This is a genomic window from Streptomyces sp. T39, from assembly GCF_008042045.1.
Lineage (GTDB): Bacteria > Actinomycetota > Actinomycetes > Streptomycetales > Streptomycetaceae > Streptomyces.
This window is the reverse complement of record NZ_RDBP01000037.1, coordinates 799,086-823,291: the sequence shown is the minus strand read 5'-3', so window position 1 is coordinate 823,291 and position 24,206 is coordinate 799,086. Positions and strand designations below refer to the sequence as shown.

Genomic DNA, 24,206 nt, shown 5'->3' with positions numbered 1-24,206 from the left:
CGTACGCCGCTCGGCGATCAGCGGGGCCAGGCGTCGGACAGCATCCGCCGGGTGTCCCCGAGCAGCTGCGGCAGGACCTTGGTGGAGCCGATCACGGGCATGAAGTTGGTGTCGCCGCCCCATCTCGGGACGATGTGCTGGTGCAGGTGGGCGGCGATGCCCGCGCCCGCCGCGCTGCCCTGGTTCAGCCCGATGTTGAAGCCGTGCGCACCGGACGCCACGCGCAGCGCCACCATGGCCTGCTTGGTCAGCCGGGCCAGCTCGGCGGTCTCGGCGTCGTCGAGCTCGGTGTAGTCGGCGACATGGCGGTAGGGGACGACCATCAGGTGGCCGCCGTTGTACGGGTACAGGTTGAGCACCGCGTAGACGCTCTCGCCGCGGGCGACGATCAGGCCGTCCTCGTCCGACTTCGACGGGATCGAGCAGAACGGACAGCCGTCGCCGGCCTCCGGGCCGGTCGGCTTGTTCTCACCCTGGATGTACGCCATCCGGTGAGGCGTCCACAGGCGCTGGAACGCGTCAGGCGTCCCGACTCCGATCTGCTGCTCCGGCTCAGTCGTCATGCGTGCCAGCATATTCGCCGCCCTTCCCGGAACGGGGCGAGGGGCGGCCCCCCGACGGGACCGCCCCTCGTGCCTCCCCCGCGCGGGGCGGGGTGGCAGCGTCACACCTGGACGCGTCGCTCCACCACGTCGACGAGCTTCGCCAGCGCCTCGTCGCGCGGGATGCCGTTCTCCTGGGAGCCGTCGCGGTAACGGAAGGAGACCGTGCCCGCGTTCATGTCGTCGTCACCGACGATGATCATGAACGGCACCTTCAGCTTCTGCTGGTTCCTGATCTTCTTCTGCATCCGGTCCGAGGAGGAGTCCACCTCGACGCGCAGGCCCTTCTTCCTCGCGTCCGCGGCGAACTCCTGGAGGTAGTCGACGTGCGCGTCGCCGATCGGGATGCCGACGGCCTGGACGGGCGCCAGCCACGGCGGCATCGCGCCCGCGTAGTGCTCCAGCAGCACCGCGAAGAAGCGCTCGATCGAGCCGAACAGCGCGCGGTGGATCATGACCGGGCGCTGCTTGCTGCCGTCGGGGCCGGTGTACTCCAGGTCGAAGCGCTCCGGCAGGTTGAAGTCGAGCTGGACGGTCGACATCTGCCAGGTGCGGCCGATGGCGTCGCGCGCCTGGACGGAGATCTTCGGACCGTAGAAGGCCGCGCCGCCCGGGTCGGGGGTGAGCGGGAGGCCCTGCTTCTCGGCGACCTGCTGGAGGACCGAGGTGGCCTCCTCCCATGCCTCGTCCGAGCCGACGAACTTCTCCGGGTCCTTGGTGGACAGCTCCAGGTAGAAGTCGGTCAGGCCGTAGTCGCGCAGCAGGTTCAGCACGAAGGTGAGCGTGCGGTCGAGCTCGTCGGCCATCTGCTCGCGGGTGCAGTAGATGTGCGCGTCGTCCTGGGTGAAGCCGCGGGCGCGGGTCAGCCCGTGCACCACACCGGACTTCTCGTACCGGTAGACCGTCCCGAACTCGAAGAGGCGCAGCGGCAGTTCGCGGTAGGAGCGGCCGCGCGCGTCGAAGATCAGGTTGTGCATCGGGCAGTTCATGGGCTTGAGGTAGTAGTCCACGCCCTGGTCGAGCTGCATGGGCGGGTACATGCCCTCGGCGTACCAGTCGAGGTGGCCCGACTTCTCGAAGAGGGCGCCCTTGGTGGCGTGGGGCGTGTAGACGAACTCGTAGCCCTCCTCCTCGTGCCGGCGGCGCGAGTAGTCCTCCATGACCCGGCGGATGATGCCGCCCTTGGGGTGGAAGACGGCGAGGCCGGAGCCGATCTCGTCGGGGACGGAGAAGAGGTCGAGCTCGTTGCCGAGCTTGCGGTGGTCGCGCTTCTCGGCCTCCGCGAGGAAGTCCAGGTGGGCCTTCAGCTCGTCCTTCGACGGCCAGGCGGTGCCGTAGATGCGCTGGAGCATCGGGTTCTTCTCGCTGCCGCGCCAGTACGCGGCGGCGTTGCGCATCAGCTTGAACGCGGGGATGGCGCGGGTGGTGGGCAGGTGGGGACCGCGGCAGAGGTCCTTCCAGCACAGCTCGCCGGTCTTGGCGTCCAGGTTGTCGTAGATCGTCAGCTCGCCCGCGCCGACCTCGACGTCCGCGCCGTCGTCGTGCGAGGCGGCGCCCTTGAGGCCGATGAGCTCCAGCTTGTACGGCTCGTCCGCGAGCTCCTCGCGGGCCGCGTCGTCGCCGACGACACGGCGCGAGAAGCGCTGGCCGCGCTTCTGGATCTCCTGCATCTTCTTCTCGACGGCCTTGAGGTCCTCGGGGGTGAACGGCTTCTCGACGTCGAAGTCGTAGTAGAAGCCGTCCTTGACCGGGGGGCCGATGCCGAGCTTGGCCTCGGGGAAGAGCTCCTGCACGGCCTGGGCCATGACGTGCGCGGTGGAGTGGCGCAGGATGTTCAGGCCGTCCTCGGAGGAGATCTCGACGGGTTCGACCTCCTCGCCGTCGCGGACCTCGTACGCGAGGTCCTTCAGCTCGCCCCCGACGCGGGCGGCGACGACGGTGCGCTCACCGGGAAAGAGCTCGGCGGCCGTAGTGCCCGTCGTCACCACGCGCTCTTCCCGCTCGGAATCGCGATGGATGATCACACGGACGTCTGACACCGGTCTCTCCTGACTGAAGGCGGATGCGCGGGTGCGTGGTGCACACCGCAGTAAGGAATCGTACCGAGCCCGGGGGGCCGCCCGCGAAACGGTTGCGCGTCCCCGGCGGCCCGCCCCCGTCCGCGCCCGCGCCCGTCCGGCGCATCGCACGCGCCCCGCGGAGCCCCGCTCGGACGGGCCCGTCGCCGCGCCCGCGCCCGTCCGGCCCGGCCTAGAGGTCGGGGCCCTCCTGGAGCGACTTCATCAGCCGGTCCCGTTCCGCGTCGTCGACCTGCACCGGCACGGGGCACGTCGCGCCGGTCAGGCGCCGGAATCCGCCGCGGCTCTCCAGCCGTCCCGTCACCCGCACCGGCAGCCCGTCGAGATGGGCCCGCCCCGCGGCGCGGTACGCCTCCTCGTCGAGCACCGCGCGCACGTGCGGCACGTCCGCGCCCGCGAGCACCCGCAGCCGCACGGTCCCCGAGCCCGTGGGGCCGGACCGGCGCATGCGCACCACGGTGCCGGTCAGGTGCACGGGCACCGAGGGCTCGTCCCGCAGGTAGCGCGCTCCGGCCGCGCGCAGGGCGGGCAGGTCCCCGGCGGAGAACTCCACGGGCTCCATGCGGGCCCCGCAGCCCTGGGGCACGCCCGCCGCCGGGGACCACGCCAGGGCGACCCGCGCGCCCTCCGAGCCGCGGACCAGCGCGACGACCGCTTCGGTGAGTTCGCGGCTGACCCCGGCGCGGACCGCCGCGTCGAAGGCCTCCGTCCCGCCGGCCGCCCGCTGGTAGTCGATCGCCTCGCGGGCCGCCTGGAGGGCGTGGGACAGCCGTACGGCGAGGGCGCGGCCGGTCCGCACGGGGACGAAGGCGGTCAGGCTGCGGCCGCCGGGGGCCGGGCCGACCAGGACGCCGGCGAGCCCTGCGGCGGCCGCCCGGCGGTGCCGGGCGCCGTAGTAGCCGGCCCGGCCGCGGACGGCGAGGGCGCCGGCGAGGAGCATCTGGCGCGCGGCCGAGCGCAGCTGTTCCTGCGCGGTCCAGGAGGCGGTGCCCTCGGGTTCGTGGGGGATGTCGCGCCACCAGCGGATCTCGTCGCTGGGCACGGTGAGGGAGACGAGGACCTCGCGCGCGGAGGGCGTGCCGCTGCGGGCGAGGGCGGTGAGCGCCTCGCCGATCAGGTCGTCGCAGTCCGGGAAGGTCCGGCTCTCGGGGAGCAGCAGGCTGGCGCCGGCGGCGGGGCCCGGCGGGGTCCAGCGGGAGTAGTGCCCCGCGCTCCCGCCGCGGCGGGACCAGCCGTGCCGTTCCAGGAGCGCGCCGAGCACGGCGGGGTCGACCTGGGAGGGGTCCGGTCCGTCGTGGTCCGTCCAGGAGAGCGGGTGGGGGCCGGGCGGCTGGGCGTACTCGTCGAAGGACCGGTGCATCAGGGTCTCCCTCCCGCCCCGACACGCGTCATGATCTCGCAGAGCGCCCGGTCGTCGAAGATCCGCGCGGTCGGGATGCGCACGGTCGTCCGGCGCCTGCCGGTCACCGGGTGGCCCGCCAGATTGGTCCAGTAGCAGCAGTGCCGCAGGTCGAGCCGGTCGTGGCCGGCGCGGAGCCACTCGTCCCGGCTCCGAGGGACGATCATCACGACGAGGATCTTGTGGACGGAGACCGGTGTGCGGGCCAGCTTCACCAGGTGGTCGTTGTCCAGGGCGAAGGAGAACGCCGGTCCCCGCGGGTGCGGCGGCAGTTGGTAGGTGCACTTCAGCTGCACCTTGATGGTGACCTCGTCGTCGACCGCGTGCGCCGGCGAGCCGTGGCTGACGTGCCAGTCGATGCCGTTGTCCGGGAACGGCTGGGAGAGCGAGCAGCCGGCCGCCGCGGCGACGGCGTGCAGATAACCCACCTGGAGGGTCTCCATGCAGGCGGTGGTGGCGAGTGCGCCCCGCAGCGGAACGCTCCGCTCGGGCAGCAGCCCGCCCGGTTCGGGCTGGGCGAGCGCCATGTCGAATGTCCTTCCCCGTCACCTGTGTTGTCACCGCGCGGCGTACGGCGCAAACGGTCCGGGTATCACCGGTTCGGGCAGGGGTTGCCGCCATCTGCCAGGCACGTGCGAGGAGTTCGGGGATGACGGAATGGTTCGACGGCCCACTGGCCGCATTTGACACGGAGACAACAGGAGTGGACGTCGAGGAGGACCGCATCGTGTCGGCCGCCGTCGTCGTCCAGGACACACCCGGCGGACGGCCGCGCATCACCCGGTGGCTGGTGAATCCGGGAATCCCGGTGCCGCCGGCCGCCACCGAGGTGCACGGACTGACGGACGATCACCTCCAGCGCAACGGCCGCTGGCCGGCACCGGTGATGGAGGAGATAGCCCGTTCGCTGGCCGAGCACTGCGCGGCGTCACGGCCGCTGGTCGTGATGAACGCGCCGTTCGATCTGACGATCCTGGACCGGGAGTTGCGCCGCCACCGGGCGTCGTCGCTCGCCCGCTATCTCCAGAACACGCCCCTGTGCGTGCTCGACCCGCGGGTGCTGGACAAGCACCTCGACCGCTACCGCAAGGGCCGGCGCACCCTGACCGACCTGTGCGAGCAGTACGAGGTGGTGCTGGACGGGGCGCACGACGCGGCGGTCGACGCCGTGGCGGCCCTGGAGGTCGTACGCGCGGTGGGCCGGCGTTTCGCCTCCCGCATGGAGCGGTTGTCGGCCGCGGAGCTGCACACGCTCCAGGCGGTGTGGCACGCGGCGCAGGCGCGCGGCCTCCAGGCGTGGTTCGCCCGCAGCGGTACGCCGGAGATCGTCGACACGTCCTGGCCGCTGCGTCCGGAGCTGCCGGCGGCGGCGTGAGACGCGGCGGGGGCGACGCCGCGGCACATGCAGAGGGCCGGTCCGTCGACGACGGACCGGCCCTCTCCCGGTGGGCGATACTGGGTTCGAACCAGTGACCTCTTCGGTGTGAACGAAGCGCTCTCCCACTGAGCTAATCGCCCGGGAACGGACTGAACCATACAGGTCGTCGCGCCCTTCGTTCAAACCGCTTCGAGGTGGGCGGTGAGCCCTTTGCGGCCACCGCGCATCATCAGTGCGTGGTTGGCGCGGAAGAGCGGCCGGCACGGCAGCGCGAGGCGCCGCATCAACGGCCTGCGCACCTCCACCTCCTGCTCGTACAGCGCCCGGGTGCCGTCCTCCCAGGCGGTGAGGCTCCACCGCGACCACCCCACGAGGTCTCCCTCCATCGCGACCTCCAGCACCCCGGAGGCCGGGTCGCGCCGCCGGGCCCGGACGGTGACCCGCAGGTCGTACGGGAGGACCGAGCGGAACCGCGCGGTGCCGGACTCCGGCGACCGGGGGACGACTTCGCGGACCTGGGGCCACCAGCGCGGGTAGTCCTCGGCCCGTTCCAGGACCCGGAAGACGGCGTCGGGCGCGGCGGGCAGTTCCCAGACGCTGCGGAAGCGGTAGCGGCACCAGTCCATGCCCCCAGTCTGCGCCCGGCAGGTGCGCGGCGGGTGTACTCAGCGCCGGGGTGAGTACCCGCGCCCATGCCGGCGCGGTGTGGCCGCCGCCACACTGCGGCCATGACCTTCGTTCCACCGCCTGCCGAGGAACTGGCGATCCTCGACCGCGAGCTGCGGCGACTGGACGCCCGCCGGGCCCAGTTGCTGGCCCGGCGGTCCTGGCTGCTCGCCGTCCTGAACGGAGCGGGTGCCGTGCCCGCCGGCCCGCCCCGGCTCCCCGCCGGCGCCTGGCCCGCCGCGCCGAAGCCGGCCGGGGCCGGGCCGGCCGCCGAGGCTTCGCCGCCCGGTGTGCAGAACCTGCTGCTGGTGCTCGGCGGGCTGCTGCTGGCGGTGGCCGCCGTCGCGTTCACCCTGGTGAGCTGGGGCCACATGGGGATCGGCGGCCGCTCGGCCGTGCTCGGCGCCGTCACCGTCGCCGCCCTCGCCGCACCTGCTCCGCTGCTCCGCCGCGGCCTGCGGTCGACGGCGGAGTCGGTGGGCGTGCTGGCGCTGGTGCTGACGGTGCTCGACGCGTACGCGCTCCACCGCGTGGCGTTCCCCGGCACGGACGGCGTCCTGTACACGGCGGTGGCGGCGACGCTGCTCGCCGCCCTCTGGTCGGCCCACGGCCTGCTCCTGCCCCGCCTGTCCACGCCGCTGCCGGCCGCCGTGCTCGTCGCACAGGCGGCGCTGCCGCTCTGGGCACTGTCCGGCGCGGCGGGCGCGCCGGACGTGGCGTGGGCGCTGCTGGTGACGGCCGCCCTGGACGTGGCGGCGGCCCTGCGGGCCCGGCCCGCCGTGGTGCGCGGCTTCGCCGGGGCAGCCGCGGCGGCCACGGGCGGCGGCGCCCTGCTGACCGGTCTTCAGCGTTCCGCTGCGGCGGCGACGCCGGCCGAGGCCGTGCTGCCCGGTGCGCTGCTGCTCGCCGGTGCGGCGCTGGCCCTGTACTGGGCGTGGCGTGCCCCCGCGGTCGCGGTGGCGGCATCGCTGGTGGCGGGCGTGTCCGGGGTGGCGGCCGTGGGCGGTGCGGCTCGTGCCGCCCTGCCGCACGGCTGGGGAGTGCTCGGCTACCTGCTCTGCGGCACGGCCCTGCTCGTCCTGGTGCGTGCGGCGCTGCCCACGGGGGTGCGCCGGGGGCTGGCCGCGGCGGCCGGGACGGTGCAGGCGGCCGCGGCCCTCTCCGCGGTCCCGCTGGTGCTGCTCTGCCTGGCGGGCCCGGTGACCCGGCTGACCGGCGTCTGGGCGGGCGCCCCGTCCGGGGCGCGCGGCGCGCTGCCGCCGCAGTGGCCGCTGTCCTCGCTGTGGTCCACGCCGGTGGTCCTGGCCGTTCTGGCCGCGACCGCGGCGGTGGCGGCGTTCCGGCCGCGGGCGCTGCCGCTGCCGGCGGCCGGGGGCGAGGCCGCCGACCGGCTCCGGCGGGCGGCGGTATGTGTCGCCGCCGGGCTCGCCTGGGCGGCCCTGCTGGTGGTGCCGGCCGTGGTCGACGCCCCCTTCGCCGTCACGCTGGCCTGGCAGCTGGCCGTCGCGCTCGGTCTGCTGGCGTGGGCGGCGCACCGGCCCGCCACGGCCTCGGCGGTCCCGGTGGTGGCGCTGGTGTACGGCCTGACCGCGTCGGCGAGCGTGGCGCTGCTGTCGCTGGCCACCCGTCCGGCGACGTTCACCGTGCTCGGGGTGGTGACGGCGGCCCTGGCCGCGGTGGCGCTGCGGGCCACCGGGACGGTGCGCCCGGCGGTCGCGGCCTGCGCCGCGACCCTGGCGGCGACGGGTCTGGCCGGGGCCGCCGCGGCGGCCTCCGGGCTGCCGGAGCACCGGGCGGCGCTGATCCTGCCGGCGGTCCCGGCGGCCGCCGCGGCCGTCGGCGCCCGCCTGGGGCGCCACCCGGTGGCCCTGCCGGTGGAGGCGGCATCGGTCCCGGCGGCCCTCCTCGCCGTCGTGCTCGCGGCCGGGCGGCCGGCGCCGCTCTCGCTGGTGCTCGGGCTGCTGGGTGTGATCGCGGCGGCCCTGGCGCTGCGGGCCGAGCGCCGACCCGCGGCCGGGCATCTGGCCGCCGCGCTGTTCGTGCTCGCGGCGTGGGCGAGGCTCCTGGCCTGGGACGTGACGTCGCCCGAGGCGTACACGCTGCCGGTGACGGCTGCCGCGCTGGCCGTGGGCGCGCTGCGCCGCCGACGGGACCCCGGGGCGTCGTCCTGGACGGCGTACGGGCCGGGCCTGGCGGTGACCTTCGTGCCGAGCCTGCTGTGGGCGTGGGGCGACACCCACTGGCTGCGGCCGCTGCTGCTGGGCACGGCGGCGCTGGCGGTGACGCTGGCCGGGGCGAGGGGGCGGCTCCAGGCTCCCCTGGTGCTGGGCGGGGCGGTGCTCGCACTGGTGGCGCTCCACGAGCTGGCGCCGTACGTGGCCCAGGTCGTCGGCGCGCTCCCCCGCTGGCTCCCGCCGGCGGTCGCCGGTGTGCTGCTGCTGGCGACGGGGGCGACGTACGAGCAGCGGCTGCGCGACGCGCGACGGCTGCGGGACGGTCTGGGACGGATGCGCTGAGAACGCCGGAGGCCCCGAGGACTGATGTCCTCGGGGCCTCCGTCCGGGTGGGCGATACTGGGTTCGAACCAGTGACCTCTTCGGTGTGAACGAAGCGCTCTCCCACTGAGCTAATCGCCCGGGCGCAGGGGAAACATTACCCCATGTCAGCGGCTGCCCCGGACCAGTGGGTCACTCGTCGATGCTCCACGGCATGACCAGCCCGAACTTCCAGAGATAGACCCCGCACAGCACGGCGACGATCACCAGGCCGACGGTGGTCAGGATGATGTTGCGCCGGCGGACCTTGGGGTCGAGCGCCCGCTGCGCCGCCTCGGTGACCTTGCGCTTGGTCCAGCGCAGCACCAGCTGGGCCCAGACGAACTCGGTCGCCCAGATGGCCATGCCGCCGAAGATCACGACCCAGCCCGGGCCGGGCAGCACGAGCATCGCGACGCCCGCGCCCACGACCGCGAGGCCGACGACGAAGACGCCGACCTGCCAGCTGATGTGCAGCGTCCGGGAACGCTTGATGAAGTGCGGGGCCCTGGAGCCCAGCAGCCGTTCCCCCTCGCCGTCGTCCGGCGCGGGCCTCACCGCCGGTCCGGTCACGTCCCCCGTCACGGGCCCGGTCACCGTCGCGGCGACGGTCTCCGCCCGCTCGTCACTCTCCGCATGCATAACGCCCAACCTACCCGATTCCTGGTTGTTCCGAGTTCTCCGGAGCCGTCACCGGAATGGCGGTATTACGCAAAGTAATACGCCGCCGTACGAGGGACCTGAAGGATCACAAAACGGTCAGAGGGGTTTACAACGGCACCGTAGGTGGCATGTCGATTTCGCCGACGTGCGAATCCCCGAGCGCACACTGAGCGAAAGGCCCTGGCGCTTATGAACACCACGGTCAGCTGCGAGCTGCACCTGCGCCTCGTTGTTTCGAGCGAGTCATCACTGCCTGTACCCGCGGGCCTGCGGTACGACACGGCCGATCCCTACGCCGTGCACGCCACCTTCCACACCGGAGCCGAAGAGACGGTCGAATGGGTCTTCGCCCGCGACCTGCTCGCCGAGGGGCTCCATCGCCCCACCGGCACCGGCGACGTCCGTGTCTGGCCGTCCCGCAGCCACGGCCAGGGCGTCGTCTGCATCGCGCTCAGCTCCCCGGAGGGCGAAGCACTGCTCGAGGCCCCGGCGCGGGCCCTGGAATCGTTCCTGAAGAGGACGGACGCCGCGGTGCCGCCCGGCACCGAACACCGGCATTTCGATCTCGACACGGAGCTCTCGCACATCCTGGCCGAAAGCTGAGCCAGGCGCAGTGCCGCACGGCGCCGTCCATCTCGGGGAGACGGCGCCGCGCGGACAATCACATACAGGCTGCAATCGGCGCCGTCGTCGCGGAATCCACCGCGTGCGACGGCGCTGCTGCGCTCCCGGCACGAACCGCTAGAGTCGGCGCAATTCGGCGGGCACCGGCCCGCGGCAGGCCAGGGAGCGAATCGTGCTGATTCCCCACGACACCCGTACCGCCCTCGACGCCGTCGTCGATCTGGTGAACACCGCACCGGGAGACGGCCGCGAGGACGGACTTCCGGACGTCGAGGCGCTCGGCGAATTCGTGCGCCGGCACGACGTCAGCGACGTCGGAGAGCTGGGGCCACGGGACCTCAAGGCGCTCCACGCCGTGCGCGACCGGTTCGCGGAGGTCTTCGCCCAGAAGAGATCGTGCACGGCCGCCATCAGCAGCAGCAGGCCGATCACGCCGAGGAAGATCATCAGAGGCGGCTGGGAGAGCGCGAACAGACAGCCGCGCGGCTCCGGGGTCGGTGCGGGGGGCTGCCCCCGTGAGGTATCGAGCATCTCGGGGAGATGATGACGCAGCGCGCTGCGCCATGATCGGGCAACACGCTTCGAAGGCGGGGCAGTTCACCATATTTTGTGGTGGCCCTCCCACTGCGCGGGACGCACGGGGACCAGGTCTCGAGGACCAGGGCGACCGGGACCATCGGCCGCTGCGGGGGCGCGGCCGGGCGGCCTACGGTGGGCGGCATGTCCGTCGACACAGCCTTCGAACTCGACCGCTATCTCGCCCGCATCGGCGTACGCGCCGGGCGCGCGCCGGACGCCGCGACGCTGCGGGAGGTGTGCAGCGCCCACAACCACGCGATCCCCTTCGAGAACCTCGACCCGCTGCGGGGCTCGGCTCCCTCGCTGGAGCCCGCCGACGTGGTCGCGAAGCTCGTGCACAGCAGCCGCGGCGGATACTGCTACGAGCACAACACGCTGCTGTCCCTGGCCCTGAGGGCGCTCGGCTTCCGTGTGACACCCCTGCTGGCCCGGGTGATCCTCGGCGCGGACTCCCCCGAGAGCCGGCCCCGCACCCATATGACGCTGCTGGTCGACGTGCCCGGCGAGGAGACGCCGTGGCTGGCCGACGCGGGCTTCGGCGCCCCGGGCAGCCTGCTGGAGGCCGTGCCGCTGATCACCGGCGCAGAGTTCCGGTCGGGGCCGCGCAGGCACCGGTTCGTCCACGCGCCCCACGAGGGTCCGCTCGACCTGTGGGTGCTCCAGGCGGCGACGGGCACCGGGGGCGGGGAGTCCTGGGAGAACCAGTACGCCTTCACCGTCGAGCCCTTCGCGGCACCGGACTTCGAGGTGGCCAACTGGCATGTGGCCACCAACCCGCGCTCGCCGTTCAGCAGACGGCTCTACGTCCAGTGCACCCGGCCCGGAGTGCACCGCGCCCTGGACGACCGCCGGTACACCGAGACGCGCGCCGACGGCGGTGTCACCGAGCGGCTGCTCGGCACCGAGGAGGAGGCGCGCGCCCTGCTGGCGGAGGATTTCGGGATCGTCGCGCCCGAGGACATGAAGCTGCTGTCGTAGGGCGCGCCGGGCCGGGGCCGTGCCTCAGATGCCGTGCTTCTTGAGGATCGCCTCGATGTCGCTGAAGTCGTCCGCCCCGGTGCCGGCCGCCTTCTGCGGCCGGGGCCCGGCGGCGGGCCGCCCCGCGCCCAGGGAGGGGGCCGACGCGGCGGGGGCCACCGTGTCGGCCCCGCCGGCGGCCGCGGCCTTGCGCTTCCCGCGGGCGCCGCCGGAGCGGCGTTCCACGATCCGGGTGGTCATGAAGAGCAGCCACGCCCCGCCGAGCAGACCGAAGCCGACCCAGGCGGACGGGCTGAAGGCGGTGTCGACGGCCCACTGGACCGCGCCGGTCAGCACCAGGCCGACGGGCACCAGCGAGTAGGCGGCGATCCGGGTCGCGGCGAGGAACCGCCTGCGGTACGCCGCGACGGCGGCGATGCCCAGGCCCGCCGCGGACACCGCGGAACACATGGTCTCGGCAAGCATCCGGTCCTCCAGGCTCGGCGGGCACAAGGTGTGACGTTCCCCTCCATCCTGCACCGTCGGGGCGGGCGGGGGCCACGGAGCGAGCGATCTCAGGGAGATCTCCGGGGCCGTTCTCCTCCTCAGGTCCCCGTCGCGGGGGCACTGCCCCGGCTGGAAGACTGGGCTCATGAACGACTCCTCCTCCACCCGCCCGGTCGTCGTCGACGTCTGGTGCGAGCTCCAGTGCCCCGACTGCCGTACCGCCCTGGACGACGTGCGCGCCCTGCGCGAGCGGTACGGCGACCGTCTGGAGCTGCGGTTGCGGCACTTCCCGCTCGACAAGCACAAGCACGCCTTCGCCGCCGCCCAGGCGGCCGAGGAGGCCGCCGAGCAGGGCAGGGGCTGGGACTACACGGAGGCCGTCCTCGCACGCGTGGCGGAGCTGACGGCCCGGGGCGAGCAGGTCCTGGTGGAGACGGCCGGCGAACTGGGCCTGGACGCCGAGGAGTTCGACACCGCGCTGATCGACGGACGGCACATCCTCGCCGTCGACGCCGACCATGCGGAGGGCAGGGCGATCGGCGTGACGGGCACGCCGACGTACGTCGTCGACGGGCAGCGCCTGGACGGCGGGAAGAGCCAGGAAGGGCTGCGCGGCCGGATCGAGGAGATCGTCGACCGGCTGCTGGCCGAGCGGGCGTAGGCCCCGGCGAGGTGCGGCTCCGGGGCGGGTGGACGGACGAACGCCTAGAGGAGCCGCTTGGCGACGTTGCGGAACGTCGTGCGGTAGCCGAGGGACTCGTAGAGGCGCAGGGCGGTGGTGTTGCCGGCGAAGACGTGCAGGCCGATCAGCGGCAGGCCGTCCCCGTGGGCGATCCGCTCGGCGTGCAGCATCAGGGCCCGGCCGTAGCCCCGGCCGCGCCGGTCCTCGGCCACCTCGACGTCGAAGACGTACGCGCCCTGCTCCCCGGGGCGCACCTCGTGGTTTGCCACCCACACGTGGCCGACCGGGGTGCCGTCGGCGAGCAGCCGGTGGATGTGGACCCCGGCGGTGGCGACGCCGTCGGGAAGGAGCCGCTCGTGGACCTCCTCGGAGCGGGCGACGGCCTCGCCCTCGGGCACCCCGCGGTCGATCCAGTCCTGCGCGAAGTGCCGCACCGCGTGGACACGCCACTCGGTGAACTCGGCCTCGTCCATGGGACGCGCCTCGATGCCGGGCGCGGGTGGGGGCGGTGCGGCCGTCTCCTTGAGCATGTTGCGGCCCCGCTCGGTGTAGCCGAGGGCCGTCGCCCACCCCAGCACCCGGTCGGCACCGGCCGGGACCGCCGCGCGGACCTCGGTGCAGTCCCAGCCGCGGAGCACCTCCTCCGCGGCGAGGGCGGCGACCGTGCCGCGGCCGCGGCCGCGGTCCGGCTCGTCGATGCGCAGCGACCGGACGTGGCCGACGGGGCGGCCCCCCGCGAGGGAGGAGGCCAGCTCCACGGCGCCCACGCGCCTGCCGTTGACGCACACGTCGAAGGTGCGGGCGGCGGCGCCCTGCCCGTCCCGCTGGATCGGCCCGGTCGGCCGCAGGGTAGTGGTCATCGAGGACTTTCTACCTGCCGCGCGGCCGTCCGTCACCGGTTTTCCGGCAGGAGGGCCCGGCGCGGGCCGCCGTGCCCCACGGCTCAGCGCGGGTCGGGGTCGGCGGCGGCGCGCTCGGCGAAGACGCGCATGGCCTTCGCGGTCACGGGGCCCGGCTCCGCGGGGAGCGGGCGGCCGTCCACCCGGACGACGGCCTGGACGTCGCGGAGGGTGGAGGTCAGGAAGATCTCCTCGGCGCGGTCCAGGACGTCCAGCGGCAGGTCGGTCTCCTTCGCGCCGGTCCAGTCGACGGTCAGCGCCCGGGTGATGCCGGCGAGGCAGCCGGAGGAGAGCGGCGGGGTGTGGAGTTCGCCGTCCACGACGACGAACACGTTGGACCCGGTGCCCTCGCAGAGCCGGCCGACGGTGTTGGCGAACAGCGCCTCGGAGGCGCCGTGGTCGTGCGCCCTGGCGAGGGCGACCACGTTCTCCGCGTACGAGGTGGTCTTCAGGCCGGCGAGCGCGCCGCGTTCGTTGCGGGTCCAGGGGACGGTGATCACCGCCGTGGTGTCGGGGCGGCGGGAGCTCTCGCCGAGGGCGACGACCAGGGTCGGCCCGTCGGTGCCCCGGTCGGAGCCGAGGGGCGAGAGTCCGCCGGTGTAGGTGATCCGCAGCCGGCCGAGCGGCATCGGATCGGCCTCCAGCACGGCGGCGCAGGCGCGGCGGATCTCGTCGTGGTCCGGCTCCGGCAGGCCGAGGCCGGCGGCGGAGCGGGTGAGCCTGTCCAGATGGCGGGTGAGCGCGAACGGCTGCCCGTGGACCGCCTTGACCGTCTCGAAGATGCCGTCGCCCACGGTCATCCCGTGGTCGAGCACCGACACCCGGGCCTCTTCGGCGTCCTTGAGCCCGCCATTGACCCACAGCTTCATCCCGCAGTCCTTCCGCTCGCCTCGTACGCACCCGACGCTACCGCGAGCAGCCGCGCGGCCTTCAGTTCGGTCTCCGCCCATTCCCGGTCCGGGTCCGAGCCCCAGGTGATGCCGGCGCCGGTGCCGAAGCGCAGCTGCGGGCCGCCGGGGCCGGTGCGGTCGATCCAGAACGTGCGTATGCCCACGGCGAGCTCGGCGGTCCCGCGGTCGGCGTCGACCCAGCCGATGCCCCCGCAGTACGGGCCGCGCGGGGAGGTCTCCAGCGCTTCGATGATCCGCAGGGCGCTGGACTTGGGGGCCCCGGTGACCGATCCGGGCGGGAAGGCGGCCGCCAGCAGCTGCGGCCATCCCGCGCCGGGGGCGAGCTCGCCGCGGACGGTGGAGACGAGGTGCACGAGCCCCGGATGCGGCTCGACCTCGCAGAGGGAGGGCACGGTCACGGTGCCGGTGGCGCAGACCCGGCCGAGGTCGTTGCGGACCAGGTCCACGATCATCACGTTCTCGGCGTGGTCCTTCTCCAGCAGGTCGCCGGCGGTGCGGCCGGTCCCCTTGATGGGGCCGGACTCCACGGTGGCGCCGGTGCGGCGCAGGAAGAGCTCGGGTGACGCGGTGGCGATCTCCACGCCGTGCGCGGGGAGACGGATCGTTCCTGCGTAGGGCGCCGGGTTGCCCCGGGCCAGCAGCGCGGTCAACTCGTCCACGTCGTGCGCCTCGGGGCCGGCCAGTGGGGCGCTCAGGACCCGGCACAGGTTCGCCTGGTAGACCTCGCCCGCGGCGATGTGCTCGCGGATCCGGCGGACCCCCGCGGTGTAGGCGGCGCGGCCGAGGGAGCTGGTCCACTCCTCGGCGGCCGGGCCGCGCCAGCGTCCGGGGACGGGGTCGGGCACCGGCTCGGTGCGCACGTCGCCGAAGCGCGCGCAGGTCAGCCGCCCCTCGAAGTCCGCGCAGACGGCCCAGAAGCCGGCGGAGTCGAGGGCGGTGGGGTCGCTGGTGACATCCCGGAGATCGGTGGCGACGAGGGAGCCGAATCGGGCCAGAGGAGCGAGGTCGTGCACGTCTGCGAGTGTAGGACCGGCGCCGGCCGGCCGCGGAGATGCGGCAGGTGAGCTGCCACGACGGGCACATACGTCAGCACGCTGCACAAACGCGTTTTTGTACTGGCCGAGGAATCCGCTAGAGTTCAACACGTCGCCGGGACGCGCAAGCGGAACGGAACCGACAGGCGGACGTGGCTCAGTTGGTAGAGCATCACCTTGCCAAGGTGAGGGTCGCGAGTTCGAATCTCGTCGTCCGCTCGAGAAACGGGGGATCTTCCCGACCCCTGCACTCCGGGTGGAGTGGCCGAGAGGCGAGGCAACGGCCTGCAAAGCCGTCTACACGGGTTCAAATCCCGTCTCCACCTCCAAGGACGATTAGCTCAGCGGGAGAGCGCTTCCCTGACACGGAAGAGGTCACTGGTTCAATCCCAGTATCGTCCACTGGTCCGCAAGGATCCCCGCGCGATTAGCTCAGCGGGAGAGCGCTTCCCTGACACGGAAGAGGTCACTGGTTCAATCCCAGTATCGCGCACGCAGTACGGCTCACGCCTGCACGCGGGTACCGTCCCGCGCGATTAGCTCAGCGGGAGAGCGCTTCCCTGACACGGAAGAGGTCACTGGTTCAATCCCAGTATCGCGCACCATCTCGAAAGCCCCCGGCCTTCCGGCCGGGGGCTTTCGCGTGCGAGGACTCGCCTCAGGAGGAGAAGAGCATCCGGCCGAAGCCGCGCTGCTGATGCCCGTGGTGACCGTGGTGACCGCCGTGGTGCTGCGCGCCCCAGGCGGGCGCGGCGGGAGCGGGCGCCGCGGGATACGCCTGCGGGGGCGGCGCCTGCTGCGCCCACTGCGACTCCAGGCGGGTCAGCGACTCCAGCTCCCCGTAGTCCAGGAATATGCCCCGGCAGCCGCTGCACTGCTCGATCTGGACACCGTTGCGGTTGTACGTGTGCATCGCCGCGTGACACTTCGGACACTGCATCTCAGCTCAGCCTCTCGCCGTTGGTTCCACGTCGCCGGATGCATGCCCGGCGGCCCGGCCCTCACCCTACGACGGGGAATCGCACTCCAACTCGGGTGGGAGTGTCCCGATTCGGGTACAGGCGTCGATCACCGCCTGTTCCACATCGTCCGGTTGGCGCCCCTCGGCCTCGGACTTGGCCAGCGCGAGTGCCGCGGTCTGGACGGTCAGCGCCCGTGCGGGGACGTCGAGTTGGGGCCATGGGTCGTCGGCGTCCGGTACGGCGGGACCTCGTGCGGCCGTGTACGCGCCGAGGAAGCGCCGCCAGATCGCCGGCGGCAGGATCCCCGCGGCGAACCAGGCCGCGGGCCGCGCGAGGTCCCACGCCGGGTCGCCCAGGCCCAGATCGTCCACGTCGATCAGCAGCCAGGGGCCGCCCGGGACGGGATGACGCACGAGCTGCCCCAGATGCAGGTCGCCGTGGCACAGGATCCGGTGGCGGCGCCCGTCGGCCTCGCCGCGGGCCCAGCCGGGCAGCCCGCGCCAGGCGCGGCGCACCCCCTCGGCCGCCGGATGGCCGGGGACGGTGCCCTCCATCCTGGCCACCGCCGCCGCGGCCTTCAGCGGCCCGCGCATGGGCGGCAGCGGGCCCGGCAGCGAGCGGGCGTCGACCCGGTGCAGACGGGCGAGCAGGACGGCCGTCTCCTCCCAGGGGGCGGCGTCGGGGTCGCGCGGGTCCACGGGCAGGCCGTACGGCCAGGCGCTGAACGGACGGGCCGCGGTGTCCGCGGCCGCAGGCAGCGGGAGCGGGGGCAGGAGGACGCCGCCGAGGGCGGGGTGGGCGGCGACGGCGATCCGCACGGCGTGGGCGTCCGGGTCGGTGCCGGTGGCGTGGGCCTTTGCGACCGCGTCGCCGTGTCGTACGACGGTGCCGTCGGGCCGGTCCGCGAGGGTCACGGCGCCCCGGCCGCAGGCCGGGCAGCTCGACTGGGAGGGGTGGGCGGCGGCCTTGGCCACCTCGGTGAGGTGCCGTACGAGGGGGGCGGTCACCAGGGGAGCCTAACCGCGCCGCCGGCCCGGGCCGGGCAGCGCACCCGGCGGGCCCGGCACACGGCCGCAAACGCGCGATGGCCGGTCAGCTCCCCAGCTGACCGGCCAAACGCTGCCGTCCGCCGCACCCCCGTCCCCACGGGGTTGTTGGCCGGATGTCCCCGACCCGGACCGCTCTTCCGGGTCCGGGGCGCTTCTCAGCGCCCCAGCATCACGCCTACGGACGACGCCTGTGTGACCACTGCGTCCCAGCCGCCGAAGACGACCACCAGCAGTGCCGCGAGGGGAAGGACCATGGCCGTGGCCACCAGCGGGTGCCGGGTGCCGGACGGGCGGACGCCGAAACCGGCATATGCCTTGCGCGATGCGGTGTCCGCCATGGTCCCTCTCCTGTCGTGGTTGGCAGCGGCGGGTGTCCGACCTCGGGGGACGAGTACTGCACCCGCCGCTTGACCTCAACACTAGGGAGCCGGGAGGCTCCGGACGTCATGCCCGCGTACCGATTACCGGGCCTCCCGGAGGATGAGCCCCACCCCTGTCGCGTACTCCCCTGGGTGGAGACGCGGCGGCCGGGACCCGGGTCATCCCTTAAGGACGCCCGTCCTCGGCGTCGTCGTCACGGTCGACGGGCTGTTCCACGAGAGCGAGGACACGGGTCGCCATGAAGCGGGCCGTCCGCACCACCGAGCCCGACCTCGTGACTTCACTCACTTCGACCACCCCGCGCCGGACCGCCGTCTCCACCCTGCGGCCCGCCCGGCTTGCCACCACTTCGTAGGTGCGCGTCGTGTCGCCCGCGTCGACCACTATCTCCACACGGTCACCCTTCACCGATCCAATCCCCCTTCTGCGACTGATCGTTGAGATCCTGCGCCGGATCAGCGGCGCCGGACCGGGGCTGTGCTGACCACTCCTCAAGTCTCCCACCGGGCACTGACAATCCATCCGAGCGCGAGGGCGCGGCCTATGAGCGCACACGCGCGGGGATACGTAAGCTGTGGCACGTCAGACCGATGACCGCGCGGCGGGGTGGGACCTCCCACCGAGGTAGGGGACGGACGATGGCGATGATGCGGCTCCGGCGCGAGGACCCGCGTACCGTCGGCTCGTTCAGGCTGCACCGGCGGCTCGGGGCGGGCGGCATGGGCGTCGTCTACCTGGGGTCGGACCGGCGGGGGCAGCGGGTGGCGCTGAAGGTCATCCGGCCGGACCTCGCGGAGGACCAGGAGTTCCGCTCGCGTTTCGCCCGGGAGGTCTCGGCGGCGCGGCGCATCCGCGGCGGGTGTACGGCCCGGCTGGTGGCCGCGGACCTGGAGGCGGACCGTCCGTGGTTCGCGACGCAGTACGTCCCCGGGCCCTCGCTGCACGACAAGGTGGTCGAGGAAGGTCCCCTGCGGGCCTCCGACACGGCCGCGATCGGCGCGGCGCTCTCGGAGGGCCTGGTCGCGGTCCACGAGGCCGGGGTGGTCCACCGGGACCTCAAGCCCTCGAACATCCTGCTCTCGCCCAAGGGCCCCCGCATCATCGACTTCGGCATCGCCTGGGCGACCGGCGCGAGCACCCTCACCCATGTGGGGACCGCGGTCGGCTCGCCCGGCTTCCTCGCCCCCGAGCAGGTGCGCGGCGCGGCGGTCACCCCCGCGACGGACGTCTTCGCGCTCGGCGCGACGCTGGCGTACGCGGCGATGGGCGACTCGCCCTTCGGGCACGGCAGTTCCGAGGTCATGCTCTACCGGGTGGTGCACGAGGAGCCGCAGCTGCACGGGGTGCACGACGCGCTCGCGCCGCTGGTCGCCGCCTGCCTGGCCAAGGACCCCGAGGAGCGGCCGAGCACGCTCCAGCTGTCCATGCGGCTGAAGGAGATCGCCGCCAGGGAGGCCCAGGGCCTGCACGACCCCCGTCCCCCGGCCCAGCGGGACCGGGACCGGGAGCGCGCAGAGCTGAGCCGCCCGACGGCCCGGTACACGGAGCGCACCGAGCGCACCGAGCCGGCGGAGCGGCGCACGGGCGGGTCCTCTCAGCCCCGTCCCCAGTCCCCCGCCCGCACCGGCGGCGGCTCGCGGCCGCAGAAGCCCCGTGCCACCGGGCCCACGAACGGGCGGCGCGGCGGCACCCGTCCGGGCACCCGGGGCGGCTCGGCCTCCTCGACGGGCCGCCGGCCCGCCAATCCGCGGCTGCTGCGCCAGCGGATCGTCGTCTTCTTCGTGGTGACGCTGGTCGTCGCACTGGGGATCGCGGCCGCGCAGAAGCTCTAGGGCGTGCCAGGCGTCGCGGGACAGGCCGGACTGTCGCCACACGCCCCAGGCCTCCGGCGCGCGCGGGAACCCGCCGCCGCCCCGGCCCGCGCAGGGGGCCGCGGGCGCGTCGTGGCCGCTGGGCCCCTCGTCCGGATCCTGGCGGGGCCGCCGGGCGCCGCCCGCACCGTCGCGGGACGGGCGGGTCAGCCGGTGGGGCGTCCGGTGGCGACGGCGTAGAAGGCGACCGCCGCCGCCGCTCCGACGTTGAGCGAGTCGACGCCGTGCGCCATGGGGATGCGGACGAGTTCGTCCGCGGCCGCCATCGCCCGGGCCGACAGGCCGTCGCCCTCGGCGCCGAGCATCAGCGCCACCTTGTCCATCCGGTGCGGGGCGACCTCGTCGAGGGGGACGGCCCGCTCGTCCGGGGTGAGGGCGAGCAGCCGGCAGCCCGCGTCCCGGACCGTGTCCAGCCCCTGCGGCCAGGAGCCGAGCCGGGCGTAGGGGACGGAGAAGACCGCCCCCATGGAGACCTTCACGGACCTGCGGTACAGCGGATCGGCGCAGTCCGGGGAGAGCAGCACGGCGTCCATGCCGAGCGCGGCGGCGCTGCGGAAGATGGCGCCGATGTTGGTGTGGTCGTTGACCGCCTCCATCACCGCCACCCTGCGGGCGGTGCGGAGCACCTCCGCTGCTTCCGGGAGGGCCTTGCGCTGCATGGACGCCAGGGCGCCCCGGTGGACGTGGTAGCCGGTGACCCGCTCGGCGAGGGCGGGCTCGACGACGAGGACGGGGGCCTCGGCGGCGTCGATGACGTCGCGCATGGCCTCGGCCCACTTCGGGGTCAGCAGCATCGACCGCATCCGGTAGCCGGCGTCGGCCGCCCGGCGGATCACCTTCTCGCCCTCGGCGATGAACAGGCCCTCGGCGGGTTCGCGCCGGCGCCGGAGCTCGACGTCGGTCAGGCCGGTGTAGTCGGCCAGGCGCGGGTCCTCGGGGTCGTCGAGGGTGATGATCTCGGCCACGGGCTGCTGCTCTCTCGGTGGTGCGGTCACAGGGGCGGCCGGTGCGGCGGCCGCCGGGGAGGCGGTGCCGGCGTCAGGCGAGCGGCGGGATGCCCACGCCGACGACGTCGCCGATGACGATGACGGCCGGCGGCCGCACCTCCTCGGTCCGCACGGTCTCGGCGACGGTCGCCAGGGTGGCGTCCACCCGCCGCTGGGCGGCGGTGGTGCCCTCCTGCACCAGGGCGACCCTGGTGGCCGGGTCCTTGCCATGGGCGACGAGGGCCTCGGCGATGGCACCGATCTTGTCCACGCCCATCAGGACGACCAGGGTGCCGCGCAGCCGGGCGAGGGACTGCCAGTCGACCAGCGAGCGCGGGTCGTCGGGCGCCACATGACCGCTGACCACGGTGAACTCATGGGCGACGCCCCGGTGGGTGACGGGGATGCCGACGGCCGAGGGCACCGAGATCGAGCTGGAGATGCCGGGGACGACCGTGCAGGGGATGCCGGCCTCGGCGAGCGCCTGGGCCTCCTCCATGCCGCGGCCGAAGACGTACGGGTCGCCGCCCTTGAGGCGGACGACGGCCCTGCCCGCCTTGGCGTGCTCGACGAGGGCGTTGTTGATGGCCTCCTGGGCCATGAACCGGCCGTAGGGGATCTTGGCCGCGTCGATCACCTCGACGTGCGGCGGGAGTTCGTCGAGCAGGTCGCGCGGTCCGAGCCGGTCGGCGATGACGACGTCCGCCTCGGCGAGCAGCCGGCGGCCGCGCACCGTGATCAGGTCCGGGTCGCCGGGACCGCCGCCGACGAGCGCGACGGACGGGGCCTTCGCGCGGACGTGGGGGGCGGCGATGCTGCCGTCGCGCAGCCCCTCGACGATGGCGTCGCGCACCGCGGCCGAGCGGCGCGGGTCGCGGCCGGTGAGCACGGCGACGGTGACGCCCTCGCTGCGGCCGGTGGCCGGCGTCCAGGCCGTGGCGGCCTCGGCGTCGTCGCTGCGGACGCACCAGATCCGGGACCGCTCGGCCTCGGCGGAGGCGCGGGCGTTGGCCTCCTCGTCACCCGTGGCGACGAGGACGTACCAGGCCTCCGCGAGGTCGCCCTCCTCGTACCGGCGCCGGGTCCAGCCGATCTCTCCGGCCTCCGCCATCGCTTCGACGGACGGGGTCGCCGACGGGGAGACCAGGGTGACGTCCGCGCCCGCGGCGACCAGGGCGGGCAGGCGGCGCTGGGCGACCTGGCCGCCGCCGATGACGACGACACGCCGCCCGGACAGGCGCAGGCCGACGGGGTAGGCGGGGTGCTCGACGGGCTCGGGCATGGCGGTGCGGCTCCTCGTGCGGGTGGTGCGTGAGCGGGGCCGCTGCGGCGGTGGAGCGGCTGATGGGGACGCCAGGGCCGTACGGGGACGGCCTGGTCACCAGGGTACGGTCCGCGGGCGGCGGGGCCGCGCCCGGCAAGGCGCCGTCCGGCCGGGCGGGGCCGGACGGCGCCGGGAGGCTACTTCTCCGTGACGCCGGCCGAGTCGAACGTCGCCACCTCGTGCATCGCGCGGGCCGCGCTCTGCACGATCGGGAGCGCCAGCAGGGCGCCCGTGCCCTCGCCGAGACGCAGGTCGAGGTCGACCAGCGGGCGCAGCCCCAGCTTGCCGAGGGCGGCCACGTGGCCGGGCTCGGCACTGCGGTGACCGGCGATGCAGGCGGCCAGCGCCTCGGGGGCGATGGCGCGGGCGACGAGGGCCGCGGCCCCGGTGCTGACACCGTCGAGGACGACCGGGGTGCGCAGCGAGGCGCCGCCGAGGATCAGACCCACCAGTGCGCAGTGCTCCAGGCCGCCGACGGCCGCGAGGACGCCGACGGGGTCGGCGGGGTCGGGCCGGTGCAGATCGAGGGCGCGGCGCACCACGTCGACCTTGCGGGCGTGCATCTCGTCGTTGATCCCGGTGCCCCGGCCGGTGATCTCCGCCGGATCGGCGCCGGTGTACACGGAGATCAGGGCCGCGGACGCGGTGGTGTTCGCAATGCCCATCTCGCCGGTGAGGAGGGCCTTGTTGCCGGCGGCCACCAGGTCGCGGGCCGTCTCGATGCCGACCTCGATCGCCGCGAACACCTCGTCGCGGGTGAGCGCGGGGCCGGTGGTGAAGTCGGCGGTCCCCGCACGGACCTTGCGGGGCAGCAGACCGGGTGTGGCGGGCAGGTCGGAGGCCACGCCGACGTCGATGACGCAGACCTCTGCGCCGACCTGGTGGGCGAAGGCGTTGCAGACCGCTCCCCCGCCGAGGAAGTTGGCGACCATCTGGCCGGTGACCTCCTGGGGCCAGGCGGTGACGCCCTGGGCGTGCACCCCGTGGTCACCGGCGAAGATCGCGACGGCGGCGGGCTCCGGGACAGGCGGCGGGCACATCCGGGACAGGCCGCTCAGCTGCGCGGAGATGATCTCCAGCATGCCGAGCGCACCCGACGGCTTGGTCATCCGCTTCTGGCGCTCCCACGCCTCGCCGAGCGCCTTGGCGTCCAGGGGGCGGATGTTGGTGACCGTCTCCTGGAGCAGGTCGTGCGGCTCCCCGCCGGGCAGGGCCCGGCGGCCGTACGTCTCCTCGTGGACGACCCAGGACAGCGGGCGGCGCTTGGACCAGCCCGCCTGCATCAGCTCGGGCTCCTCCGGGAACTCGTCGACGTAGCCCACGCAGAGGTACGCGACCACTTCGAGATGCTCGGGCAGGCCGAGGGTGCGGACCATCTCGCGCTCGTCGAAGAACGAGACCCAGCCGACGCCGAGGCCCTCGGCGCGGGCGGCGAGCCAGAGGTTCTCCACGGCGAGCGCCGAGGAGTACGGCGCCATCTGCGGCTGGGTGTGCCGGCCGAGGGTGTGGCGCCCGCCGCGGGTGGGGTCGGCGGTGACGACGATGTTCACCGGGGTGTCGAGGATGGCCTCGATCTTCAGTTCCTTGAACTGCTTGGCCCGGCCCTTGGGCAGCGACTTGGCGTACGCCTCGCGCTGGCGCTGGGCGAGTTCGTGCATCGTGCGGCGGGTCTCCGCCGAGCGGATGACGACGAAGTCCCACGGCTGGGAGTGGCCCACGCTGGGCGCGGTGTGCGCGGCCTCCAGGACGCGCAGCAGCACCTCGTGCGGGATGGGGTCGCTGCGGAAGCCGTTGCGGATGTCGCGGCGTTCGCGCATGACGCGGAGCACGGCCTCGCGCTCGGCGTCGTCGTAGCCGGGCGCGGGAGGGGTGGCGGCCGGCTCGGGGGCGTCCGCGGCCGCGGGGTCCGCCGTCTGCGGCTGCTGCTCCGGGGCGGTGCCGGCGGCCACGGGCTCGGCGGGCGCCTCCTGTGCCTCGGGCGTCACGGCCTCGGGCGTCACGGCCTCGGGGGCGGGCTCCGGGGACGGGGCGGCTGCGGCGGCTGTCTCCGGCTGCTGCTCCGGCTCTTGTTGCTGCTCCGGCTCCGGGGCGGTGTCGGCCGGGGCGGGGGCGGTCTCGGC

Annotated in this window: 23 protein-coding genes, 7 tRNA genes and 1 pseudogene; 12 read left to right on the top strand and 19 right to left on the bottom strand. The window is 74.1% G+C overall.

Features of this window, described 5'->3' with window-relative positions; translation table 11 throughout:
• Positions 1–17: 17 nt before the first annotated feature.
• The 4 genes from EAO77_RS26275 to EAO77_RS26260 form a co-directional block, all read right to left on the bottom strand.
• Entirely contained in the window at positions 18–575 is a 558-nt protein-coding gene (locus tag EAO77_RS26275) for an HIT family protein (RefSeq protein ID WP_147990735.1), read from the bottom strand.
• A gap of 89 nt (positions 576–664) precedes the next feature.
• Complete coding sequence (thrS, locus tag EAO77_RS26270; protein WP_147990734.1) at positions 665–2,641, bottom strand: threonine--tRNA ligase; 1,977 nt, start codon at positions 2,639–2,641, stop codon at positions 665–667.
• A 211-nt stretch (positions 2,642–2,852) separates the two neighbouring features.
• Complete coding sequence (locus tag EAO77_RS26265) at positions 2,853–4,040, bottom strand: hypothetical protein (protein WP_410088718.1); 1,188 nt, start codon at positions 4,038–4,040, stop codon at positions 2,853–2,855.
• Positions 4,040–4,606, bottom strand: coding sequence for a DUF4365 domain-containing protein (locus EAO77_RS26260; protein WP_147990733.1), 567 nt, complete (start codon positions 4,604–4,606; stop codon positions 4,040–4,042). The genes EAO77_RS26265 and EAO77_RS26260 overlap by 1 nt, the downstream gene beginning before the upstream one ends.
• Before the next feature lie 122 nt (positions 4,607–4,728).
• Between EAO77_RS26260 and EAO77_RS26255 the strand changes: the two genes are divergently transcribed.
• The gene (locus EAO77_RS26255; protein ID WP_147990732.1) at positions 4,729–5,454 is read left to right on the top strand and encodes a 3'-5' exonuclease; all 726 of its coding nucleotides are present in this window, start codon (positions 4,729–4,731) and stop codon (positions 5,452–5,454) included.
• Between the two features lie 71 nt (positions 5,455–5,525).
• Here EAO77_RS26255 and EAO77_RS26250 read toward each other — a convergent pair.
• Both EAO77_RS26250 and EAO77_RS26245 read right to left on the bottom strand, forming a co-directional pair.
• Positions 5,526–5,597: transfer RNA gene (locus EAO77_RS26250), tRNA-Val, on the bottom strand.
• 39 nt (positions 5,598–5,636) lie between these two features.
• Entirely contained in the window at positions 5,637–6,083 is a 447-nt protein-coding gene (locus EAO77_RS26245) for an SRPBCC family protein (RefSeq protein WP_147990731.1), read from the bottom strand.
• 102 nt (positions 6,084–6,185) lie between these two features.
• Between EAO77_RS26245 and EAO77_RS26240 the strand changes: the two genes are divergently transcribed.
• Positions 6,186–8,639 carry an SCO7613 C-terminal domain-containing membrane protein gene (locus EAO77_RS26240; protein ID WP_187283406.1) on the top strand — a complete coding sequence of 818 codons (2,454 nt, stop codon included), beginning with the start codon at positions 6,186–6,188 and terminating at the stop codon, positions 8,637–8,639.
• Positions 8,640–8,687: 48 nt separating this feature from the next.
• Here EAO77_RS26240 and EAO77_RS26235 read toward each other — a convergent pair.
• Both EAO77_RS26235 and EAO77_RS26230 read right to left on the bottom strand, forming a co-directional pair.
• Positions 8,688–8,759: transfer RNA gene (locus EAO77_RS26235), tRNA-Val, on the bottom strand.
• A gap of 51 nt (positions 8,760–8,810) precedes the next feature.
• Positions 8,811–9,299, bottom strand: a complete 489-nt coding sequence (locus EAO77_RS26230; protein WP_187283405.1) for a TIGR02611 family protein — start codon at positions 9,297–9,299, stop codon at positions 8,811–8,813.
• Between the two features lie 210 nt (positions 9,300–9,509).
• Between EAO77_RS26230 and EAO77_RS26225 the strand changes: the two genes are divergently transcribed.
• The 3 genes and pseudogenes from EAO77_RS26225 to EAO77_RS26215 all read left to right on the top strand — a co-directional run bounded on the left by EAO77_RS26225 (position 9,510) and on the right by EAO77_RS26215 (position 11,501).
• Complete coding sequence (locus EAO77_RS26225; protein ID WP_003959770.1) at positions 9,510–9,923, top strand: SsgA family sporulation/cell division regulator; 414 nt, start codon at positions 9,510–9,512, stop codon at positions 9,921–9,923.
• 193 nt (positions 9,924–10,116) lie between these two features.
• Positions 10,117–10,353: pseudogene (locus tag EAO77_RS40400) on the top strand (ABATE domain-containing protein); the annotation flags it as partial.
• 311 nt (positions 10,354–10,664) lie between these two features.
• On the top strand, positions 10,665–11,501 hold the full coding sequence (locus EAO77_RS26215) for an arylamine N-acetyltransferase family protein (RefSeq protein WP_147990728.1): 837 nt from the start codon (positions 10,665–10,667) through the stop codon (positions 11,499–11,501).
• A gap of 24 nt (positions 11,502–11,525) precedes the next feature.
• Here the strand turns inward: EAO77_RS26215 and EAO77_RS26210 are convergent, their stop codons facing one another.
• The gene (locus tag EAO77_RS26210; protein ID WP_147990727.1) at positions 11,526–11,966 is read right to left on the bottom strand and encodes a hypothetical protein; all 441 of its coding nucleotides are present in this window, start codon (positions 11,964–11,966) and stop codon (positions 11,526–11,528) included.
• Between the two features lie 166 nt (positions 11,967–12,132).
• Between EAO77_RS26210 and EAO77_RS26205 the strand changes: the two genes are divergently transcribed.
• Positions 12,133–12,648, top strand: coding sequence for a DsbA family protein (locus EAO77_RS26205; RefSeq protein ID WP_147990726.1), 516 nt, complete (start codon positions 12,133–12,135; stop codon positions 12,646–12,648).
• Positions 12,649–12,692: 44 nt separating this feature from the next.
• On the opposite strand, the gene EAO77_RS26200 is transcribed toward EAO77_RS26205, so the two are convergent.
• From EAO77_RS26200 to EAO77_RS26190, 3 genes are all read right to left on the bottom strand, one after another.
• Complete coding sequence (locus EAO77_RS26200; RefSeq protein ID WP_147990725.1) at positions 12,693–13,529, bottom strand: GNAT family N-acetyltransferase; 837 nt, start codon at positions 13,527–13,529, stop codon at positions 12,693–12,695.
• A gap of 83 nt (positions 13,530–13,612) precedes the next feature.
• Positions 13,613–14,437: an aminotransferase class IV gene (locus tag EAO77_RS26195; protein ID WP_147990724.1), complete on the bottom strand. Its 825-nt coding sequence runs from the start codon at positions 14,435–14,437 to the stop codon at positions 13,613–13,615.
• Complete coding sequence (locus EAO77_RS26190) at positions 14,434–15,492, bottom strand: chorismate-binding protein (protein WP_147990723.1); 1,059 nt, start codon at positions 15,490–15,492, stop codon at positions 14,434–14,436. The genes EAO77_RS26195 and EAO77_RS26190 overlap by 4 nt, the downstream gene beginning before the upstream one ends.
• Positions 15,493–15,659: 167 nt before the next feature.
• Here EAO77_RS26190 and EAO77_RS26185 point away from each other — a divergent pair.
• From EAO77_RS26185 to EAO77_RS26165, 5 genes are all read left to right on the top strand, one after another.
• Positions 15,660–15,732: transfer RNA gene (locus tag EAO77_RS26185), tRNA-Gly, on the top strand.
• A gap of 36 nt (positions 15,733–15,768) precedes the next feature.
• A tRNA-Cys gene (locus tag EAO77_RS26180) sits at positions 15,769–15,842 on the top strand.
• A gap of 1 nt (position 15,843) precedes the next feature.
• Positions 15,844–15,915: transfer RNA gene (locus EAO77_RS26175), tRNA-Val, on the top strand.
• A 19-nt stretch (positions 15,916–15,934) separates the two neighbouring features.
• Positions 15,935–16,006, top strand: a tRNA-Val gene (locus tag EAO77_RS26170).
• Positions 16,007–16,043: 37 nt separating this feature from the next.
• A tRNA-Val gene (locus tag EAO77_RS26165) sits at positions 16,044–16,118 on the top strand.
• A gap of 53 nt (positions 16,119–16,171) precedes the next feature.
• On the opposite strand, the gene EAO77_RS26160 is transcribed toward EAO77_RS26165, so the two are convergent.
• The 4 genes from EAO77_RS26160 to EAO77_RS26145 all read right to left on the bottom strand — a co-directional run bounded on the left by EAO77_RS26160 (position 16,172) and on the right by EAO77_RS26145 (position 18,313).
• Entirely contained in the window at positions 16,172–16,453 is a 282-nt protein-coding gene (locus tag EAO77_RS26160; protein WP_147990722.1) for a zf-TFIIB domain-containing protein, read from the bottom strand.
• Between the two features lie 66 nt (positions 16,454–16,519).
• The gene (locus tag EAO77_RS26155; protein ID WP_187283404.1) at positions 16,520–17,482 is read right to left on the bottom strand and encodes an aminoglycoside phosphotransferase family protein; all 963 of its coding nucleotides are present in this window, start codon (positions 17,480–17,482) and stop codon (positions 16,520–16,522) included.
• Positions 17,483–17,679: 197 nt separating this feature from the next.
• Positions 17,680–17,862 carry a hypothetical protein gene (locus tag EAO77_RS26150; protein WP_147990720.1) on the bottom strand — a complete coding sequence of 61 codons (183 nt, stop codon included), beginning with the start codon at positions 17,860–17,862 and terminating at the stop codon, positions 17,680–17,682.
• Between the two features lie 208 nt (positions 17,863–18,070).
• Positions 18,071–18,313 carry a hypothetical protein gene (locus tag EAO77_RS26145; protein ID WP_147990719.1) on the bottom strand — a complete coding sequence of 81 codons (243 nt, stop codon included), beginning with the start codon at positions 18,311–18,313 and terminating at the stop codon, positions 18,071–18,073.
• Between the two features lie 230 nt (positions 18,314–18,543).
• On the opposite strand from EAO77_RS26145, the gene EAO77_RS26140 reads away from it, so the two are divergent.
• Positions 18,544–19,737 carry a serine/threonine-protein kinase gene (locus tag EAO77_RS26140; RefSeq protein ID WP_147990718.1) on the top strand — a complete coding sequence of 398 codons (1,194 nt, stop codon included), beginning with the start codon at positions 18,544–18,546 and terminating at the stop codon, positions 19,735–19,737.
• Positions 19,738–19,922: 185 nt separating this feature from the next.
• Here the strand turns inward: EAO77_RS26140 and EAO77_RS26135 are convergent, their stop codons facing one another.
• From EAO77_RS26135 to cobT, 3 genes are all read right to left on the bottom strand, one after another.
• Positions 19,923–20,741 (bottom strand): TrmH family RNA methyltransferase, encoded by an 819-nt coding sequence (locus EAO77_RS26135; RefSeq protein WP_147990717.1) that lies wholly within the window; start codon positions 20,739–20,741, stop codon positions 19,923–19,925.
• Between the two features lie 73 nt (positions 20,742–20,814).
• Positions 20,815–22,044: a uroporphyrinogen-III C-methyltransferase gene (cobA, locus tag EAO77_RS26130; protein WP_147990716.1), complete on the bottom strand. Its 1,230-nt coding sequence runs from the start codon at positions 22,042–22,044 to the stop codon at positions 20,815–20,817.
• 179 nt (positions 22,045–22,223) lie between these two features.
• A partial coding sequence (gene cobT / locus EAO77_RS40395; protein WP_261994144.1) for a nicotinate-nucleotide--dimethylbenzimidazole phosphoribosyltransferase occupies positions 22,224–24,206 on the bottom strand: 1,983 nt, incomplete at its 5' end.

What these genes read in the sequence shown, in the direction of transcription:
- EAO77_RS26275 (WP_147990735.1), bottom strand. Translation starts at nt 575, where the DNA reads ATGCTGGCACGCATGACGACTGAGCCGGAGCAGCAGATCGGAGTCGGG.
- EAO77_RS26150 (WP_147990720.1), bottom strand. Translation starts at nt 17,862, where the DNA reads ATGGCGGACACCGCATCGCGCAAGGCATATGCCGGTTTCGGCGTCCGC.
- EAO77_RS26260 (WP_147990733.1), bottom strand. Translation starts at nt 4,606, where the DNA reads ATGGCGCTCGCCCAGCCCGAACCGGGCGGGCTGCTGCCCGAGCGGAGC.
- EAO77_RS26205 (WP_147990726.1), top strand. Translation starts at nt 12,133, where the DNA reads ATGAACGACTCCTCCTCCACCCGCCCGGTCGTCGTCGACGTCTGGTGC.
- EAO77_RS26215 (WP_147990728.1), top strand. Translation starts at nt 10,665, where the DNA reads ATGTCCGTCGACACAGCCTTCGAACTCGACCGCTATCTCGCCCGCATC.
- EAO77_RS26230 (WP_187283405.1), bottom strand. Translation starts at nt 9,299, where the DNA reads ATGCATGCGGAGAGTGACGAGCGGGCGGAGACCGTCGCCGCGACGGTG.
- EAO77_RS26140 (WP_147990718.1), top strand. Translation starts at nt 18,544, where the DNA reads ATGGCGATGATGCGGCTCCGGCGCGAGGACCCGCGTACCGTCGGCTCG.
- EAO77_RS26240 (WP_187283406.1), top strand. Translation starts at nt 6,186, where the DNA reads ATGACCTTCGTTCCACCGCCTGCCGAGGAACTGGCGATCCTCGACCGC.
- EAO77_RS26255 (WP_147990732.1), top strand. Translation starts at nt 4,729, where the DNA reads ATGACGGAATGGTTCGACGGCCCACTGGCCGCATTTGACACGGAGACA.
- EAO77_RS26245 (WP_147990731.1), bottom strand. Translation starts at nt 6,083, where the DNA reads ATGGACTGGTGCCGCTACCGCTTCCGCAGCGTCTGGGAACTGCCCGCC.
- EAO77_RS26200 (WP_147990725.1), bottom strand. Translation starts at nt 13,529, where the DNA reads ATGACCACTACCCTGCGGCCGACCGGGCCGATCCAGCGGGACGGGCAG.
- EAO77_RS26265 (WP_410088718.1), bottom strand. Translation starts at nt 4,040, where the DNA reads ATGCACCGGTCCTTCGACGAGTACGCCCAGCCGCCCGGCCCCCACCCG.
- EAO77_RS26210 (WP_147990727.1), bottom strand. Translation starts at nt 11,966, where the DNA reads ATGCTTGCCGAGACCATGTGTTCCGCGGTGTCCGCGGCGGGCCTGGGC.
- EAO77_RS26195 (WP_147990724.1), bottom strand. Translation starts at nt 14,437, where the DNA reads ATGAAGCTGTGGGTCAATGGCGGGCTCAAGGACGCCGAAGAGGCCCGG.
- EAO77_RS26225 (WP_003959770.1), top strand. Translation starts at nt 9,510, where the DNA reads ATGAACACCACGGTCAGCTGCGAGCTGCACCTGCGCCTCGTTGTTTCG.
- cobA (WP_147990716.1), bottom strand. Translation starts at nt 22,044, where the DNA reads ATGCCCGAGCCCGTCGAGCACCCCGCCTACCCCGTCGGCCTGCGCCTG.
- EAO77_RS26160 (WP_147990722.1), bottom strand. Translation starts at nt 16,453, where the DNA reads ATGCAGTGTCCGAAGTGTCACGCGGCGATGCACACGTACAACCGCAAC.